This window comes from Bradyrhizobium sp. BR 10261 (assembly GCF_019455395.1).
GTDB lineage: Bacteria > Pseudomonadota > Alphaproteobacteria > Rhizobiales > Xanthobacteraceae > Bradyrhizobium > Bradyrhizobium manausense.
Map to the genome: position 1 here is coordinate 112,970 of NZ_JACOFQ010000003.1, position 16,025 is coordinate 128,994.

A 16,025-nucleotide genomic window follows, 5' to 3' on the forward strand; every position below is an offset into this window, starting at 1 on the left:
GCCGCGCGGACCGAAAGACGTGGATGCCCGGGTCAAGCCCGGGCATGACGATGCGGAGGCAATGTGCCCTGCGGCGCTTTAAGGCGCTACCCCTTGATCACGCCACTTGCCACCAGCCGGTGCCAGATGAACAACACCACCACAGCGCCGATCGTGGCCATGATGAAGCCCGCGCCCTGATCGGGACCGTAATGGCCGATGGCCTGGCCGACGAAGGTCGCCAGAAACGCGCCGGCGATGCCGAGGATGGTGGTGAGGATAAAGCCGCTCGGATTGTTCGGTCCCGGTGCCAGAAAACGCGCGATGAGGCCGGCAACGAAGCCGACGATGATGATCCACAACAGGCCGCCCATGCTCATGTCAGTGCTCCCCTTGCCAACGGCATGATCCGGGAAAGTGTGCAGCGGTTTTCCGAAGAGATCATGCTCAAACAATAACCTAAAGCGCGATTGTGATTCATCCTAATCTCATCGCGCTTTAGATCGGAGTTCGATTAAATTCGTCCCGAGAGCTCGTTCTCGGTCGGCAGCCGCCCGTCCGGCGTCAGATGATCGACCACCTGCGGCAAATACTGGCTGAGGCCCGAGAGCAGCTCATCGCGCGACAGGCCGCTTTGAGCCGACAGGCTCTGGATCTGGTCGGCGCCGAGCGCATTGGCGAGATCGCCGGGTGCGATCGGCTTGTTTTCGCCCTTGCCGACCCAAGTGTTTGCGGTCTCGCCGTGACCACTCTGCTGGAGCTGGTTGAGGAGATCGCCGAGGCCGCCACTGAGCACGGTGCCGGCCGCGCCACCCGCGAGCAGGCCGCCGAGGCCACCCTTGAGAATATCACCGAGGCCGCCACCACCGCCGAGGGCACCACCCGGGCCTGCATTCGCAGGTGGGGGAACAGGTGTCGGCGCCGATTGCGGCGCGGCGCCAGGCTGGCTTGCGGTCATATGCTTGAATGCCTTCCAGGCGAGCAGGCCGAGGATCGCCATGGTCATCGGCGACATGCCGCCGGAGGAGGATTGTGAGCTCGGCGTGCTCGGGCCACGGGGCCCGTTCTGCATGCCGTTGAGGACATCGAGTAGACCCATGGTGCTCTCCTTTGGCGTTCTCGTTCGGCGAGCTCTCGCCGCTGACAGCGCCCCCGGAGCGAAAACATATGGGCCTCTCATGACGGTTACAAGGCAGCTGCGCCGTGGTCGCGATGGGCAGCCGGCCCCGCCTCTGCTATCGAGAACGGGTCATTCGGGGAGCAAGTCAGGTGGTGACGAATCGACCGATCGTTGTGGCAGGCGCGGGCGCCATCGGCTGTTTTGTCGGAGGTCAGCTCGCCGCTGCCGGTCGCCGGGTCGCACTGCTGGTGCGGCCGCGGGTGAAGACCGAGATCGAGCGGTTCGGCCTGCGGCTGACGGATTTCGACGGCTCCGAGACAAAGCTCGATGCGGGACAGCTGGCGCTGTCGGAGGATCCTGCGATCTTCCACAGTGCCGGCATCGTGCTTGTCACGGTCAAGAGCGCCGACACGGCTGACGTCGCGGACCAGATCGCGCAGCACGCGCCGCAGGATGCCGTGATCGTGTCGTTGCAGAATGGCGTCGGCAACGTTGCCATTCTGAACGAACGTCTCGGCGAACGCCGCGTGCTCGCCGGCATGGTGCCGTTCAACGTGGTCGCGATGGGCGAGGGACGTTTCCATCGTTCGACCTCGGGCGACATTATTGTCGGCGAGGACGCGGACAACACGGCGGCGGCGCTCTCGGTACCCGGTCTCAAGACGCGTGCCAACCGCGACATCACCGCCGTGCAATGGGGCAAGCTGATCATCAATCTGAACAATGCGCTCAGCGCGTTGTCCGACATGCCGCTCGCGGCCCAACTGGCAAGCCGTGACTGGCGACGGCTGTTCGCCGACCAGATGGCTGAAGGCCTCGCCGTGCTCAAGGCCGCCGGCATCACGCCGGCCTCGGCGACACCGATCCCGCCGGACTGGACGCCGACCTTGCTGCGACTGCCCGACATGATCTTCAACGCGATCCTCGGACGCACGATGAAGATCGATCCGCAGGCGCGCTCCTCGATGTGGCAGGATCTGAAGCAGGGCCGCAGGACCGAGATCGACTATCTGCAAGGCGCGGTCATCGCGCTTGCTGAGCAGAATAATGTCGAAGTGCCGCTGATGCGCCGCATTGTTGCGCTGATCAAGGAGGCGGAGACATCAGGCAAAGGCCCGCCGCGGCTTTCGCCGCAGCAGATTCGCGGCGTGGTTTGAGAACGACGGAGGAACCAATGAGGCGTTGCCTTAGGATCGGGCTCGCGCTGACCGCGCTCTGCGAGGCATCGACGCTCGCTTACGCGAGGCCACCGACCGTCATGAATTCTCCCGGCTATGACGCGCGCCTGCAGGAGAGCCGCAAGGCGCTGAACGGTTCGACGACAACTCCTGAGCTCGCCACTCCACCGGTGTCCAAACCTAAGCGCTCGAAGAAGATCCATACGCACTAGGATTTGGTGCGGACCTGCATCCCACTCCGTCATTGCGAGCGCAGCGAAGCAATCCAGAATCCCTCTGCGGAAAGACTCTGGATTGCTTCGCTGCGCTCGCAACGACGGATGTGGAGACAGCTTACCCCTTCTTCGCCGGCTTGCTGGGCGTCGGGCTGAACAGCTTCTTCAACTCGCTCAGACTTTCCGACAGGCGCGGCCATTCGCAGGTGAAAGAGCCCTTGGTGCAGGGCGCGCCCTTCTGTCGCAACACCTTCGGCCGCTCGACCGGAACGGGCACGCGCTCGACCTCGGTGCGCAGCGCGACCTGCTGAAGCTGCTGCACTTGCTGTTCCTGCTGCTCGTGCTGCTGCCGCGCGGTCGCCCGTGCCGCTTCATTGCTGCGGCGCTGATTGGCGAGATAGGCAGTGTAGGATTCGTCGATCCTCTTCTGCTCTTCCGGCGTCGGGTTGGGACCTGCGATGTCGAAGCTGCGATCCTGGAGGAAGTCGTAATAGGTGTAGCCGCCGCCTGCCTTGCGGCGGCCCGCGAACTTTGCATTGCAGTCTGCCAGTGCTGCGGTCTTTTCGGCCTTGCTTGCGGATCTTTCGGCAGCGTCGGCGCATTCCTCGAAATCGACAGGCGCGCGCTTCCACCATTGCGCCTGGGCATGCGGCAATGTCAGCAGAAATAATCCTGCTGCGGCAACGAGAAACTGCGCCGCGCGACGCGATGCAACTACGTCAGACATTCTAAGAGAGCATTCCTTGCGAAACTCAACCCAGACTGATTCGTGGCTGATTTTTGCCTCTTTCTCGCCGGCTTGTCACCCATGGAACCCGGGAATTTCATGGCTGGGCTGCTGACATTTTTTGCTTGACGTGGCTCGGGAGTCACAGCCCCGCAGCACATGATGCGCTTAGAATTTTATTCGGTTCGATGCGACAGGGACATGTTCGTCATGAGAGCGCTGAGCTGGATGGCTGCAATCGCTTTGGTGCTGATTTGCGGCCCTGCGCTGGCCGCGGAGGACGAGGTCCCTCACGACAAGCCGGTGAAGATCGTGGCCGATGCGCGGCTCTCGGTCGGCGGGCAGGGGCTGTTGCCGCTCTATCTCTCCAGCGACTGGTCGATGCCGTTGCCTGCGATCTCGCGCGCCGTCATCGTGCTGCATGGCCGCCTGCGCAATGCCGACGAATACTACATCTCGGCCCACACCGCGCAGGTCGCTGCCGGCGACGATGGCAAGAGCGCGCTCATGATCGTGCCGCAGTTCCTGGCGCAGGTCGATATCGACGCCCACAAGCTGCCCAGCGATATGCTGCGCTGGTCGCTGGTGGGATGGGAGGGCGGCGAAGCCGCGCTTGCGCCCAATCCGGTTTCCTCTTTCGCGGCGCTCGATGCAATCCTGGCAAAGCTCTCCGACCGCCGCATCTTCCCGAACCTGAAGCAGGTCGTGATGTCAGGTCATTCCGGCGGTGGCCAGGTCGCGCAACGCTACGCCATCGCCGGCAAGGGCGAGACCGCGCTGTCGCGTCAGCATATCGGCGTTCGCTACGTGGTCGCCAATCCGTCGTCCTATGCTTATTTCAGCGGCGAACGGCCGGTGCCGGCGATTGCCGCGTCCTGCCAGGGCTACAATGTCTGGAAATACGGCATGGACGGGCGGCCGCCTTATCTGGCGGACGCAGCGCCTGAAGCGCTGGAGCAGCGCTATGTCGAGCGTGACGTGATCTATCTGCTCGGCACGCTCGACACCAAGCCCGCGGCGGACAAGAGCTGCATGGGCGAGGCACAGGGCCCCAATCGCTACGTCCGCGGTCATGCCTATGCCGACGCGATGGCCAAGCGCGGTCACGGCACGCCCAATCACAGGGTGTGGGACGTCGCCGGTGTCGGCCATGACGGCGACAAGATGCTGACCTCGAAATGCGGCCTCGCCGCGCTGTTCGATATCCCTGGCTGCGGCGCGGAGCGCTGATCTGGATGTCTTGAAGGCTGGCATGGGCGCACGCCGAATAAGATCGTAAAAGGACCAAACGCCATGACGATTACCATCGCAGCGAACAGCGTGCCGAAACCGCCGGCCGATGTCATCAAGGGTTTCAGGAATGCGCCGACCTCCATCATTTCCGACAATCTCAGCCGGCTGCCGGGCGCGGTCGGGCTGAAACCCTATCATCGCAGCGGCAAGCTGGTGGGTGCGGCCTTCACGGTGCGCACCCGGCCCGGCGACAATCTCGCCATCCACCGCGCGCTCGAGCTGGTCGGCCCCGGCGACGTCATCGTGGTCGATGGCGGCGGTGACGAGACCCGGGCGCTGGTCGGCGAGATCATGAAAAACATCGCGCAATGGCGCAAAGCCGAAGGCTATGTGATCGACGGCGCGATCCGCGATGTCGCGGCCTTCGCCGCCGACGACTTCCCCTGCTTCGCCCGCGCGGTGATTCATCGCGGCCCCTACAAGAACGGCCCCGGCGAGATCAACGTGCCCGTTACGATCGGCGGCAGCGTGATCTCGCCCGGCGACATCGTGGTCGGCGACGAAGACGGCGTGGTGTCGTTTCCCGCCGCCGGCGCCGCGGCCCTGCTGGAGGCGGTGCGCGTCCAGATCAAGCGCGAGGACGACACGCTGAAGGCAATCCGCGAGGGCCGCTACCAGGGGGCCTACGGGAAGTCCTGAACACGGCGCCGCTTAAGTCAAGGCATGGCCGGATCGATCCTAGACCGAACTCGGCCATCGCTACGTTCAAAGTGCTTTTCGCGATCTCTGTTTCGGTCAAGGCTCTCATATTTCTTATGCTGAGGTTGCTTCGCGTGGTGAGGAATTGCTTAACTGTCTTGCCTGGCGTTCTCGTCCTGTTGGTCTCTGTCGCCTCCGCCGATAGCGAGCGGCGAATGACGGAAGAGGTCTACGCAAAAGCGAACAGTCTCTCCCCTGACGCGGTCCGAAGCCGTTTTGCTGCCAGTGGAGTGCTGCGATGCCCAGGTGGAGATAGCAGCGCTCAAGTGACTGGAGCGCGCGATGTGATCACGACCGCGGCTCACGCGTTTCGAGACCTTTGCAAGCCGCCGATGTCGCCGGACAAATGCATATTCGAGTACTATCTGGGAGCGGAGAAGCGGGCCGTTCCTTTGTCCGCAAAATTGTGGATGGGCACTTGCTTCGAACACGGGGCGAAAGCTGTTGCCGGCGATTGGGCAGTCGCAAAGCTCGCCTTTCCCGCAGAGGTCACGCCTTACGAGATCTATGAAGGGGCTGACATCCTTGTCGAGCTGGAGCGTGTCCTGGCGGCTGTCGGTTACGATATCGAGGCCGCAGGAAAGGCGGACAGATACGGGCCGTTCAACAAGACAATGCAGGAATGTCAGATCCGCGACGTAAGGGACTGGTCCATATTTGAAACGAACTGCGAGTTCACAGTCGGGGCATCGGGTAGTGCGCTGCTTCGTCTGCTGGGCGGCCGAATGACCCTGTTCGGCGTTCTCAGCGGCGACTATCACGATCAAGCATATTGCCCCCGCGGTCGCTGCGAGTTCAGGAGCCGGCAATGGTCCAGCGTATACGTGACCTTGAAAGGCGAATTCAAAGACCGGCTTCTGGCCGCGGTGAGCCAATCTGCTGCAAAATGAAACCTAGAAGGCAGCGGGGGCTTCCGATTCGGCGCTCGCTTTGATATGAACAGCTCCAGGCAACCCGTCTCATGGGCGGGTTCCGCGGTCCCGTAGCTCAGCCGGATAGAGCGGCGGTTTCCTAAACCGTAGGTCGCATGTTCGAGTCATGCCGGGATCACCATACAGATCAATGGGTTACATCGTAACGCCCTCCAGGTGACCCGGGTTTTAGGGGCAACTTAGGGGCACACAGCCCAGCTGATAGCTCAACTGCGGTTGCGGCCGGGATGGTCACAGCCCGCGCGCCGGTTCCGAAGCCCAACAGAGCCGACCGATTTGCAGGGCGCGATCCATTGCATACGCATTGCGCGCGCGCAGGACATACCCGCTTACGCTACATCGAAGAGGCTAACCGCATAAAGCTCGCCGAAAATGCGGCTGCGAAGATCATTTCCGGAACGGGTGTTGGCTCACCTTCGAAACCGGTGAGCCAAACTGACCGTCAACCCATTGAAAATACTGAAGAGGCAAGATGAAGTGGCGATCTCGGCAGGACTGATAGAACCCAGCTAATTCAATAGCTTGAGACCAAGGTTAGGCAGTTTTCCAGCCATTGCTTTCAATATAGAATTTCCGTGACTGCCTAACCGGGCTGGGCGGGTATGGGCCGGTTACTTCGGCAATCTCAGCAGCGAACTTCTTTTTGTGTTGCTCACCCTTCCTTCGTCCATCTCTCCTGATTTCATTGGTGGTACAATTTGTTTCACCAACGGAATCCTTTTCAGACTGCACATGCTCCCAAATCTCCTTGCGCCGGCTTTGTCCGAAACACAACCGCACAACCGAATAAATCTCTCTAAGGTTGCATATAGGAACAAACGGTTTCAGAATTGGAACTGTTTGTAGATGGTTTCGTTATGCCGGTCATAACGAAAGGAGGGCGCGCCGTGGCAGAGCGCCGCAGAGTAAAGCAGACCCTTTCGCTTGAAGACCGCCTTGCCGAAGAGGCGAGGCGCCTCCGCGAGGAGGCCGAATCGCTCCCTCATGGCCCTGTGCGCGAAGCCGCCCTTCGCAGGGCGCGACAGGCAGAGACTGGTTCGCACATAAGCGAATGGCTGAGGTCGCCCGGGCTGCAGGGGCCGAAATAATTATAGGAACGCCAGATTACTTTGGTACTTAGGAACCTCGCCCATTGCGGGGTGATTCGATGCTTGAAATGCTTTTGATAATGTCCGGCGTCGGGACGGCGCTGATTGCCCTCACGATAGTTGCATTTGAGTGGCGCGCGCTGGTCGGTTATTGGCGCGAGCTAGGGCGCAGGCATCCGTAAAGCTCTGGTGCTTCTGAAGGAAGGCCCCTAAGTCGACGCGCGGCCCAAGGAACGCCTCTCGGGCAAAGAGGATTGATATCTCGGTCTGTGGCGCGATGCCCTAGATCCCTCTAGCTTCGCGACATCCACCCGGGACGGTCCATCGTTCGAACGCGCGTTTGACGATGGACCGGTTCTCGCAAGCTTGCCGCAGCCTTTTTCCTAGGAACGACCGGCAAGCGACGGGATTGTTGCTGTGCTCCGGCTCCATGCCCCCGTGGCCCGGAGTAGTCCAACGGCCTCATTCCTCATTGTCCTAAACGCTAGTCGCGGTCGTGGTGGTGATGGTGTTCGTGGTGCTCGTGCCCGCCCCCACCTCCGGAATGGGCAATAGCTTTTGACGTGAGGGAGGTGGACAGCAGCATGGTCATGATGGGCGGTGTGACCGCTGCGAATTTTCCGCAAGTCTTCAAAAACTCACGCCGATCTTCGTCTTCCGAGGGCATGGAACCTCCTTTAGTTGCTAGGCGGCTGCGTTGTTCAGCTCAAGAGGCGATCTTCTGCTCAGCCTCAAGGACGCGTCCGCGAAGTGCTTCCAACTCGGCAATTTGAGCAGCGAGCGCTTCGAAGCGGTGCAGAAGAACAGCGGCAGCGGCCTCGGCTCGACCGCCGAAACTGCCCACCTCGGGCAAGTTAGCCAATTCGAATGGAGCGGCCGATCGTATTGACGCTGGGGAATTCTGGAAATGATGAAGACCAGTCATGGCCGGACCTTCCGAGCGGGCGCAAAGGAAATGAATAGGAGGGGCCGCGCCGCGCTTAGTATTTAAATCACATCACAAGTCAAAAATAATAATTTTGATTCAAAAAATAATCACGAATTATAACGCCCTAGCCGGGGGCTCCGTCGTACCTTTTCAGTGCTTTATCTCCCGCTCCTTCCAATCCGCTGTCTGCCCGAGCTGTTTAAGCCGCTCCTCAAGGTCGCGCTTTGCCGCGCTCAGTTTGACAGCAAGCGTCCGATCCACGTCCGTGTGCAGCGCCCAAAGCTCATCAATGGACATCGCGTCAAGGTGATCTCTATCCATGCCACCCCCTGCAATGCGTGCTTGGGAGATGCCCAGCTTTACACTTACAATTAAAGTTCCAATATTAAGTAATATTAAATGAGAAATATATAGGCAATTTTATGGTCGCCATATTCGCCGTCGCCTTGCTGGATGGGCATGACCTCGACGTCTGGCAGCGCCAGCGGCACGTCGTGCGGTTGAAGCGCCACACACGACAGCGGCCCGTAGTTCTCCGGCCGGAGAACAAAGACCCGGGCCCCGTAGTTCTGCGGACAAGAACATTTTGCAGGTTATATGGAACCGCATTTGTTCTCGTGGCGTGTATTTATAAGCGGAACACGTAGAAGTATGGCCCGCGTGTGAGTTGGGCCGCCTCAATCCCTTAGATAGTCCAGGAACGACTGGCAAGCGACGGGATTGGTGCTGTGCTCCGGCCCCATGCCCCCGTGGCCCGGAGTAAATTCCAACGGTCCCAGCCGCCGCCAAAAGCTGGGGCCGTTTTCTTATGTGGACCGGGCGCCCGTCGAAGGGGCGGCCAGAGCATACAGAGCTGTTGGAGCCAAATCTTTCACCGTGAAAGATTTGTTGGCGCAGCCTTTCATGCCACTATCCGATGCTGCGCCGATCGTGCGGACTGTCGCGGCACCGGCCGCAGGATCTGTCTCAGGGCAGCGCCTGCGGCCGTCGCTTGAGTGACCGCCAAGCCGGTCCGGCTCAATCATCAACTTTACACTTCGTCGCGGCGCCAACCACATTTGTCAGGGCACATTATTCGCGACCAGCCCTTTTACCGGGCCCGCGCTGGCTTCCCGCTCCAGCAAATTTGGAGGCAGTCATTTAGTGCGCGGGCTCGGAAGTTGCACTAATTGGCAAGGGCGATGTGTTTATCGGATGCCCCATTGTTCGTGAAAATACGTATTTGTTTTGATGATGACACCACAGCCGAACCTCTACAGAGGCAGCCATGACTCTTGAGCAGTTCAGGGATTCACATTGCGCGACTGAGCGCCAGGCGGCGCTTGCCAACGCATTCGATGGCGCAGTTCTTCATACAGTGAAAATGGGCACGTCTATTCGGCTCGCCTCGAAGTTGGCAAACGCGACACTGCAATTTGGCGGCTCCAGCGTCGGTCATAACAATCTCGCCAAAGCGATCGGCTGCAGCCCGCGCACGGTTGCAAAGGCAATTCGCGAATTGCTTGAGAACGATTTTATCTCGTGCGCAGGGCACACCGTAGACGGCGCGCCGATCTACATCGCAAAAATCCGGGAACACGCTGAGGCGTATCGCACGTGGCACAAGGCCCGGTGCGAGGCGCAAGCCAAAGCGTTGCGGGCGAATACTGAGTTCGTTCCTCCCGCCTACCGGACTAACCACCGAGCGCTTCCAGCAGATTCAGTTTGCTGCCGGGTAGGGCGGTGTTTCATCGGAGGAGTCTGTCGCCGACTTGCGTAAGGTGGCCAGCCTTTTGGCGGACGCGAAGGGGAACGAGAACTCCCTTACGCGCCTGCTTGATGCAAACAACATCAAGTACAAGGACCGCAACGGCCAGGTTATCAGCCTCAATCAGCTTCTTACGATAGCTGGCGGTCTGATCAACAAATTCGACTCAATTCCAGAAAAGACAAAAGCCGCGCAGATGCTTGGCCTGTCTGAGAGCTGGGTTGAAGCACTTCGCAATGGCAGCAAGTCCTTTGAGGATATCGCACAGGGCGCGAACGCTGCAGGCGCCGTGATTGACGGCGCCACTGTTGCCAAGGCCGCCGAGTTTGATCGCGCGTGGAAGCAGTCATCGGCCCAACTCGCTGCACAGTTTAAATCGACAGCAGCGGACATTGCTGGCTGGCTGGACGGTCTGATCGAAAAAGCCAACGAATTGGTGAAGACCGCGCTTGCCTCTCAGAACGTTCAGACTGGAAGCGGGCAGGAAACATTCAACAGGTGGGCTGACGCAGCGGACATCCTGCAGAAGGACTTGCGCGGTCTGCCTCAGGACGTCGACCAGGTTATCCGCGAGATAGAGCGCTACTGTCGCGAAGCCGCGCGCAAGAAGCTTGCCGTTGCAGCAATGACAAAGCTCGAAGGCGGTTTTGACATCAGATTGCCTAACCAGCCCGACGAGTTAGGCAATGATGACGGTAACTCATTGAAATCGTTGTTGGCAGAAACTGTTTGGCGATCCCGGCAGGAATCGAACCTGCAACCCTCAGAGTAGAAATTCGCTACTCATTCGGCTGATAATGGGCCGTCTGGTGCGGCCGTCGATAACTTCCGAGAAGAGCTGTTATTGGAAACTATCTTAAACACGACCTCCTTCAGGATAGGCGGCAGGTCCGGCGTCGGAGTGGCCGCAATCTTTCGGATGGTGTCCACAGGCACCAGCACTGCGAGCCCAGTTGGATCGCGCGACCGATGTCCTTTGCGGGACAGTTTATAGTACTCGATCATGCGCTCCGGCGTACGCAGATAACGGGCTCTCGCGTCAGCAAGCCAACGTCCATCAGAAGGACGCCGACAATGTCTCTCAAACAGCCACAGGATCCTCATTGCGCCCCTGTCGCCATACCCCTTTTTCTCTCAGGCCCGAGTTGGTGGTGTGACGATGAACCCGGTAATATGCACATCGTCACCATAAGCGATTGCGATCACAACTGTTAGATGAGAAGCACCTGCCGAGCACACGCGCCACCTGAGCGGGCTGCCAAGTATCTGACCCGCGCGGAGTGGGGATGCCTTGTGCATTCAGACCCGCAGCAACGGCTCGCAGACTGGTCATGCCGCTATCCTGCAGCGCCTTGATTGCGGGCATGATCTCCGCCGCACGCGAGTCGGCCCGCTGCTTGAGGGCAGTTGCGGCGGCATCCCTGCAAGAGGCAGACAGCGCACCCGGACGCTTCCCGCCGAGTTTGATGCCTCGGTCCTTGGCCGCCGCCATCGCGGCCTTAACGCGCTCGCTGATCAGGCGACGCTCCTGCTCGGCGACCAGCGCCAAGATGCCAATGGTGAGTCGGTTGGCGTTCGGCATGTCGGCTGCCACGAAGTCTACGCCAGCCCTCTCCAGCCCTAGTAGGAAGTGCGCGTCGCGGGAAAGTCGGTCGAGCTTGGCGATTACGAGCTTAGCGCCGTAGAGGCGGCACATCCTGAGCGCCTCATTGAGCTGGGGACGGTTGGCCTTCGCGCCGCTCTCGACCTCAACGAACTCCTTGAGCAGCGTCCACTCGCCGCCGTTCAGGAAGCCGGCGACCGCGTAGCGCTGAGCCTCTATCCCCAATCCTGACGCGCCTTGTCGTCCAGTGCTCACCCGCAGATAGGAAACCCACTTGCCACTGGTCATCGTCACTCTCCATCAAGCAGTCTTGAAGAGTTGTGACGGTCTTCAGTTTGACCGTAAATCTTCCTGCTCAGGTGAGCTCAGCGCTTTCTGCAGGTCACCCATCAGCGGCTCGCTCGCGCGGACTGGATGATCAATCAGTCAGAGACACACACCTCTCCGTTGCTCTTCGGCGCGCTGGGCCTCGCTAGGCCGATGGTGAGTTGGCTAGTATCCGCCGATGCCTCGACTATTCGAGGTTTTTGGTGCGGCGTCATAACCGCTATCTGATGGGGAGAAGCGGGCATCCCGGCCAAGGTTAGCTTTGGCGTAACCGAACTCTCCTCAACTTGTTCGGCTCCCAGCACTGCTACTTGATGCCGCGAGATCGGAAAGCCCGTTACTTCAAAGGTCGGAAGGCGCAACGTGCATGCATTAGCTTGATGTGACGTTGCACCGGCAATGGAGGCAATGGCAGTTGCGATCAAGATCAGATTTTTCATGATAATACCCCACTCGGATCAGAGATATTTCCATCACGAATTCCATAGTCACCTTAGTTCTAGGTCGGCGACGCAATATGTGAACTTGTTCACTAGCGGCGACGCCAATTCTGTTCGCACGCACTACTGTTCTTTTTGAAGTGCGACGCCCCCGACGGAAGAAACCCCGCCCCCAGTCATGGGAAGAACGGAAGTCTTGATTGGGGCGGGGGGCTAAGTGCACTCAAAGCGGCGGGCCGAAAGCCTGTCGCCGGTCTGAAATCCTACGCTGCTGGTTAGTTTGGTCTGTTCGGTAAGGCACGTTCGCGGAAAGTATTTTAAGACAGCGTCCTGGACCGTAGTTTTTCGGGATACTCGGCGACAAACACTAAAGGAGGCTGTTCTCAGCGGCGGTCGTTAGCCGGAGACGGCGACACGACAGCAATCGCCATCTGAGATGGAGCATCGCCGTGATCACCGCGATCATTGATCGAGAGTGCATCTCTCTCGGCCGGCCCATCGCCGAATTCAACCGGATTTCAGCGCCCCCGACGGCTCGATCTCCGATCGCCTCAACTCATCCGCCAGCCATCCGCGCTCAAGAGGCGCGCTCGGCGCAATAGATCAGAGCGAGCGCACAGCCATCCGGCGCGTGTTTTTGAAGGTGATCTTTTGGAGCCTCACGCGGCCGATCAAAAAAAGCGCCAAGGCGAGCCCGGTGGCAAATAGGCGATCTGTTGGGGATCGGCTGGTTCATGAAGCGGCATCCGGGGCTCAACATGCCAACTTGGCGTCTTGCTTCATACTTACGTGTCGGGCATCACCATGAACCCGGCGCCGAGGTTGGGCGTATGAGGTGTGTGTATGTTCGCTGTTACGGGCGAACTGGACCTGCCTTGTGTGAGGCTGGGACCGCTGCTTTCCGGACTTGCTGCCCTAAAATCAATGTTCACACGGAACCGAACTGCCAGCTTCGGCATATTGTATTTTGGAACTCGAACCCAACGGTTAGGACCCGTATCCTGAGCAGCCGAGCGGAGCCAACCAGTCGAAGTGCTGGAACTGGTTTCGCACGAGCGACCAGCGCCGCGGCGGGGGCGAGCCCTCGATGATCGCCGGCATTACCCGCCAGATCATGCGCGACCATGTGATCGATCCGAAGCGCGTATACGTCGCGGGTCTGTCGGCCGGCGGGGCCGCCGCCGCCATCATGGGCGCAACGTATAGCGACCTGTACGCGGCCGTCGGTATTCATTCAGGCCTCGCGTGTGGAGCCGCGAGCGATCTTCCCTCCGCGTTCGTCGCCATGCGACAGGGAGGCGGCTCCAAGGCAATTGCGGACGGCAAAACTTGTGTGCCGACCATCGTTTTCCATGGCGATCGCGACACTACGGTGCATCCAAAGAATGGCGATCAGATTATCGAGCAGTCCGCCAGGGCAACGAGGCCGACGACGAAGGTACTTCGCGGACGCGTACCCCACGGCCATGCCTATACGCGCACCGTCCTGATCGACGGGGCCGGTCGGGCGATTTCCGAACACTGGAACATCGATGGCGCCGGACACGCGTGGTCAGGCGGCAGCCCCGCCGGGTCCTACACTGATCCGCAAGGGCCGGATGCGACGAGGGAAATGCTGCGCTTCTTCCTCGAGCATTCGCTCGGTGGGTAGTCTGGCTTGTTCTCAGACTGACGCCGTTGAGCAGGGGTCGGGAAGATCGCCAGTTAGACGTTTGTTGATTGGAGTTGCTACCTGAAATCATCGTCGACATCGCAGAACGTGGATTGATCTCAGTTCATGCGGGACTCCAACAATGCACGGGCTTGGAACGCCACGTCACAAAGCCTGTTGTCCTTTGAGAAATGACCGTTGTGGTCGCACCCCCATTTTCTTGGAGCGTCAGATGAGCAAACGCAAACCGGCGACAGGGCCAAAGCGCGCCCGCATTCCGAAAATGGCCGCGCGGGCCCAACGGAACAAGCAGGCCATTGTTAGAAGCCCGAAAGAGAATTTACTACAATCTGCTGCGGCTGTCTCGATCGAACCGCCTCCTGAGCTTCATGATGATCCTAAACACGAGGTTCCTATCATTGCGCCTCGGGCGGATGCCTTACCAGATGACCTCAGTCAGAGAATAACGGATAGCGATCCAACGAAAGGCTTTGCTTTAGCGACGGCAAGCATGCAGGCGTATCAAGCGAAGCTTCTTGAGATAGCCGGGGCCAACGCGCAATTTGCTTTTGAATTCGGCCTGAGATTCGCCACCATCAGGTCACCAACTGAATTTTTCGGCGTCATTACGGAGTTTACAAGCAGACGGGTCGATATGTTCGCGCAGCATTCGAAAGAACTGGCGGCATATCCGTTCTGGCGCATCGAGCCGCCCCGAGAGCTCACGGCTCTGCCGGGACGATAACTGCAAGCCGCACCTGCCGCGGCAAGGATGGACGCAAATGCGGACCGCAGCTGCGGGTGATGCAGCCGGCCAGGTGGTCATACGCCATCAGTTGAAGCGTCGGCACGTCCTGGCGTTCTTCGAGAAACTGCCGCCATGCCTCGTCGGTATTGAGGCTTGCGCCTCATCGCACTATTGGTCCCGTGAGCTGGAGACATTGGGGCATACGGTGCGGTTGATGCCTCCGGCCTACGTGAAGCCCTACGTCAAGCGGCAGAAGAACGACAGCACCGACGCGGAGGCGATTTGCGAGGCGGTCACGAGACCGAACATGCGGTTCGTGCCGGCCAAGACGGTCGAGCAACAGAGCTGTCTAATGCTTCATCGTGCGCGCCATCTCTTCATCCGCCAGCAGACTGCCGTGATCAATTCAATCCGCGCCTATTTTGCCGAGTTCGGGATCGTCGCCCCTGTCGGGCGCCAGGGTGTCGAGCAGTTGCTGGAAGTCGTCGCCGACACTGATGACCGCCGGCTGCCGGAGGTGGCCCGCGCGTGTCTTGCGGCTCTCGGCAGCCAATTGCGGGCCCTGAAGGCCCAAATCCTGGAGTTCGACCGCCGCATCATCGCCTGGCATCGATCAAATGCGACGAGCAAACGGCTGGACGCGATTCCTGGCGTCGGGCCGGCGCTGGCAACGGCGTTGGTCGCGAGCGTTGCCGATGCCAACGCCTTCCGATCGGGACGGGACTTCTCGGCCTGGGTTGGGCTCGTGCCGAAGCAGAACTCGAGCGGGGGCAAGGACAAGCTTGGCAGTATCGCTGACGCTGCCGTAGTAGTACGACTGCGACACGACGAAGCTCTCGGGCGCGACGATGCCACCGAGCACGCCGTTAACGCGGGCGACCAGCTTCGCGCGTTCGCTCGTCGGTAGTTCTCGCGACGTCGGGCAAAGGCGCGCAATGCGGCGTCGATATCGAACTTCGCATCGAATCTCTCTTGAAGATCCTGCTCATATTCGACATCCAGCTCGTATCCTTTCCACTCGGTGCGCTCGTGAAAATCCTGCAACCTGCTGGCAGTCCACTCGAAGAGCCGCCATCATGCCCGCATATCCAGCTCCAAGAACCACGACGTCGTAGGCTTCATGACTTGATCCGGGTGATCGGGACATCGATTGCTTCCTCTGCGCACGCTTCTGTTTGGAGAAGAGGCTAGGCATAGCGCGACGCGGCCATGGCGAGCACTGCGACTGCGAGAAGAATAGCCGCGCCGCGATACGCCATCGCCAATTGAGATCGCACCTTTGGCTGGTCCCCCGGGGACGTCCGCAGCCTCCGCAACGCGCTACGGATGACGGTTATTTGAATAACGAGC

The 16,025-nt window shown here is 59.9% G+C and carries 17 protein-coding genes, 1 tRNA gene and 1 pseudogene; 11 read left to right on the plus strand and 8 right to left on the minus strand.

Annotated features, from left to right (window positions below):
• Positions 1-86: 86 nt before the first annotated feature.
• Positions 87-359 carry a GlsB/YeaQ/YmgE family stress response membrane protein gene (locus tag HYH07_RS04355; protein WP_194465723.1) on the minus strand — a complete coding sequence of 91 codons (273 nt, stop codon included), beginning with the start codon at positions 357-359 and terminating at the stop codon, positions 87-89.
• A gap of 134 nt (positions 360-493) precedes the next feature.
• A complete protein-coding gene (locus HYH07_RS04360) occupies positions 494-1,078 on the minus strand; it encodes a YidB family protein (protein ID WP_220001312.1) in 585 nt (194 codons plus the stop codon).
• 170 nt (positions 1,079-1,248) lie between these two features.
• Here HYH07_RS04360 and HYH07_RS04365 point away from each other — a divergent pair, with 170 nt between their 5' ends.
• A complete protein-coding gene (locus tag HYH07_RS04365) occupies positions 1,249-2,256 on the plus strand; it encodes a 2-dehydropantoate 2-reductase (RefSeq protein ID WP_220001313.1) in 1,008 nt (335 codons plus the stop codon).
• Between the two features lie 17 nt (positions 2,257-2,273).
• Positions 2,274-2,489 (plus strand): hypothetical protein, encoded by a 216-nt coding sequence (locus tag HYH07_RS04370; protein WP_220001314.1) that lies wholly within the window; start codon positions 2,274-2,276, stop codon positions 2,487-2,489.
• Between the two features lie 121 nt (positions 2,490-2,610).
• Here the strand turns inward: HYH07_RS04370 and HYH07_RS04375 are convergent, their stop codons facing one another.
• A complete protein-coding gene (locus HYH07_RS04375; protein ID WP_220001315.1) occupies positions 2,611-3,219 on the minus strand; it encodes a hypothetical protein in 609 nt (202 codons plus the stop codon).
• A 210-nt stretch (positions 3,220-3,429) separates the two neighbouring features.
• On the opposite strand from HYH07_RS04375, the gene HYH07_RS04380 reads away from it, so the two are divergent.
• From HYH07_RS04380 to HYH07_RS04395, 4 genes are all read left to right on the plus strand, one after another.
• The gene (locus HYH07_RS04380) at positions 3,430-4,449 is read left to right on the plus strand and encodes an alpha/beta hydrolase (RefSeq protein ID WP_220001503.1); all 1,020 of its coding nucleotides are present in this window, start codon (positions 3,430-3,432) and stop codon (positions 4,447-4,449) included.
• A 63-nt stretch (positions 4,450-4,512) separates the two neighbouring features.
• Positions 4,513-5,151: an RraA family protein gene (locus HYH07_RS04385; protein WP_220001316.1), complete on the plus strand. Its 639-nt coding sequence runs from the start codon at positions 4,513-4,515 to the stop codon at positions 5,149-5,151.
• A 215-nt stretch (positions 5,152-5,366) separates the two neighbouring features.
• On the plus strand, positions 5,367-6,101 hold the full coding sequence (locus tag HYH07_RS04390; RefSeq protein WP_220001317.1) for a hypothetical protein: 735 nt from the start codon (positions 5,367-5,369) through the stop codon (positions 6,099-6,101).
• A gap of 86 nt (positions 6,102-6,187) precedes the next feature.
• Positions 6,188-6,264, plus strand: a tRNA-Arg gene (locus HYH07_RS04395).
• Positions 6,265-7,715: 1,451 nt separating this feature from the next.
• Here HYH07_RS04395 and HYH07_RS04400 read toward each other — a convergent pair.
• From HYH07_RS04400 to HYH07_RS04410, 3 genes are all read right to left on the minus strand, one after another.
• Positions 7,716-7,898, minus strand: coding sequence for a hypothetical protein (locus tag HYH07_RS04400; RefSeq protein ID WP_220001318.1), 183 nt, complete (start codon positions 7,896-7,898; stop codon positions 7,716-7,718).
• Between the two features lie 39 nt (positions 7,899-7,937).
• Positions 7,938-8,156 carry a hypothetical protein gene (locus HYH07_RS04405; RefSeq protein WP_220001319.1) on the minus strand — a complete coding sequence of 73 codons (219 nt, stop codon included), beginning with the start codon at positions 8,154-8,156 and terminating at the stop codon, positions 7,938-7,940.
• Positions 8,157-8,309: 153 nt separating this feature from the next.
• Complete coding sequence (locus HYH07_RS04410; RefSeq protein ID WP_220001320.1) at positions 8,310-8,480, minus strand: hypothetical protein; 171 nt, start codon at positions 8,478-8,480, stop codon at positions 8,310-8,312.
• 946 nt (positions 8,481-9,426) lie between these two features.
• On the opposite strand from HYH07_RS04410, the gene HYH07_RS04415 reads away from it, so the two are divergent.
• On the plus strand, positions 9,427-9,918 hold the full coding sequence (locus HYH07_RS04415) for a hypothetical protein (RefSeq protein ID WP_220001321.1): 492 nt from the start codon (positions 9,427-9,429) through the stop codon (positions 9,916-9,918).
• Positions 9,911-10,678 (plus strand): hypothetical protein, encoded by a 768-nt coding sequence (locus HYH07_RS04420; protein ID WP_220001322.1) that lies wholly within the window; start codon positions 9,911-9,913, stop codon positions 10,676-10,678. The genes HYH07_RS04415 and HYH07_RS04420 overlap by 8 nt, the downstream gene beginning before the upstream one ends.
• Positions 10,679-11,089: 411 nt before the next feature.
• On the opposite strand, the gene HYH07_RS04425 is transcribed toward HYH07_RS04420, so the two are convergent.
• Together HYH07_RS04425 and HYH07_RS04430 are read right to left on the minus strand one after the other, a co-directional pair.
• On the minus strand, positions 11,090-11,797 hold the full coding sequence (locus HYH07_RS04425) for a recombinase family protein (RefSeq protein WP_220001323.1): 708 nt from the start codon (positions 11,795-11,797) through the stop codon (positions 11,090-11,092).
• 134 nt (positions 11,798-11,931) lie between these two features.
• Entirely contained in the window at positions 11,932-12,276 is a 345-nt protein-coding gene (locus HYH07_RS04430; protein ID WP_220001324.1) for a hypothetical protein, read from the minus strand.
• Between the two features lie 997 nt (positions 12,277-13,273).
• On the opposite strand from HYH07_RS04430, the pseudogene HYH07_RS04435 reads away from it, so the two are divergent.
• The 3 genes and pseudogenes from HYH07_RS04435 to HYH07_RS04445 form a co-directional block, all read left to right on the plus strand.
• Positions 13,274-13,927: pseudogene (locus HYH07_RS04435) on the plus strand (alpha/beta hydrolase family esterase); the annotation flags it as partial.
• Between the two features lie 232 nt (positions 13,928-14,159).
• Positions 14,160-14,672 carry a Phasin protein gene (locus HYH07_RS04440; RefSeq protein ID WP_220001325.1) on the plus strand — a complete coding sequence of 171 codons (513 nt, stop codon included), beginning with the start codon at positions 14,160-14,162 and terminating at the stop codon, positions 14,670-14,672.
• A gap of 37 nt (positions 14,673-14,709) precedes the next feature.
• Positions 14,710-15,582 (plus strand): IS110 family transposase, encoded by an 873-nt coding sequence (locus tag HYH07_RS04445; RefSeq protein WP_220001326.1) that lies wholly within the window; start codon positions 14,710-14,712, stop codon positions 15,580-15,582.
• Positions 15,583-16,025 lie beyond the last annotated feature (443 nt).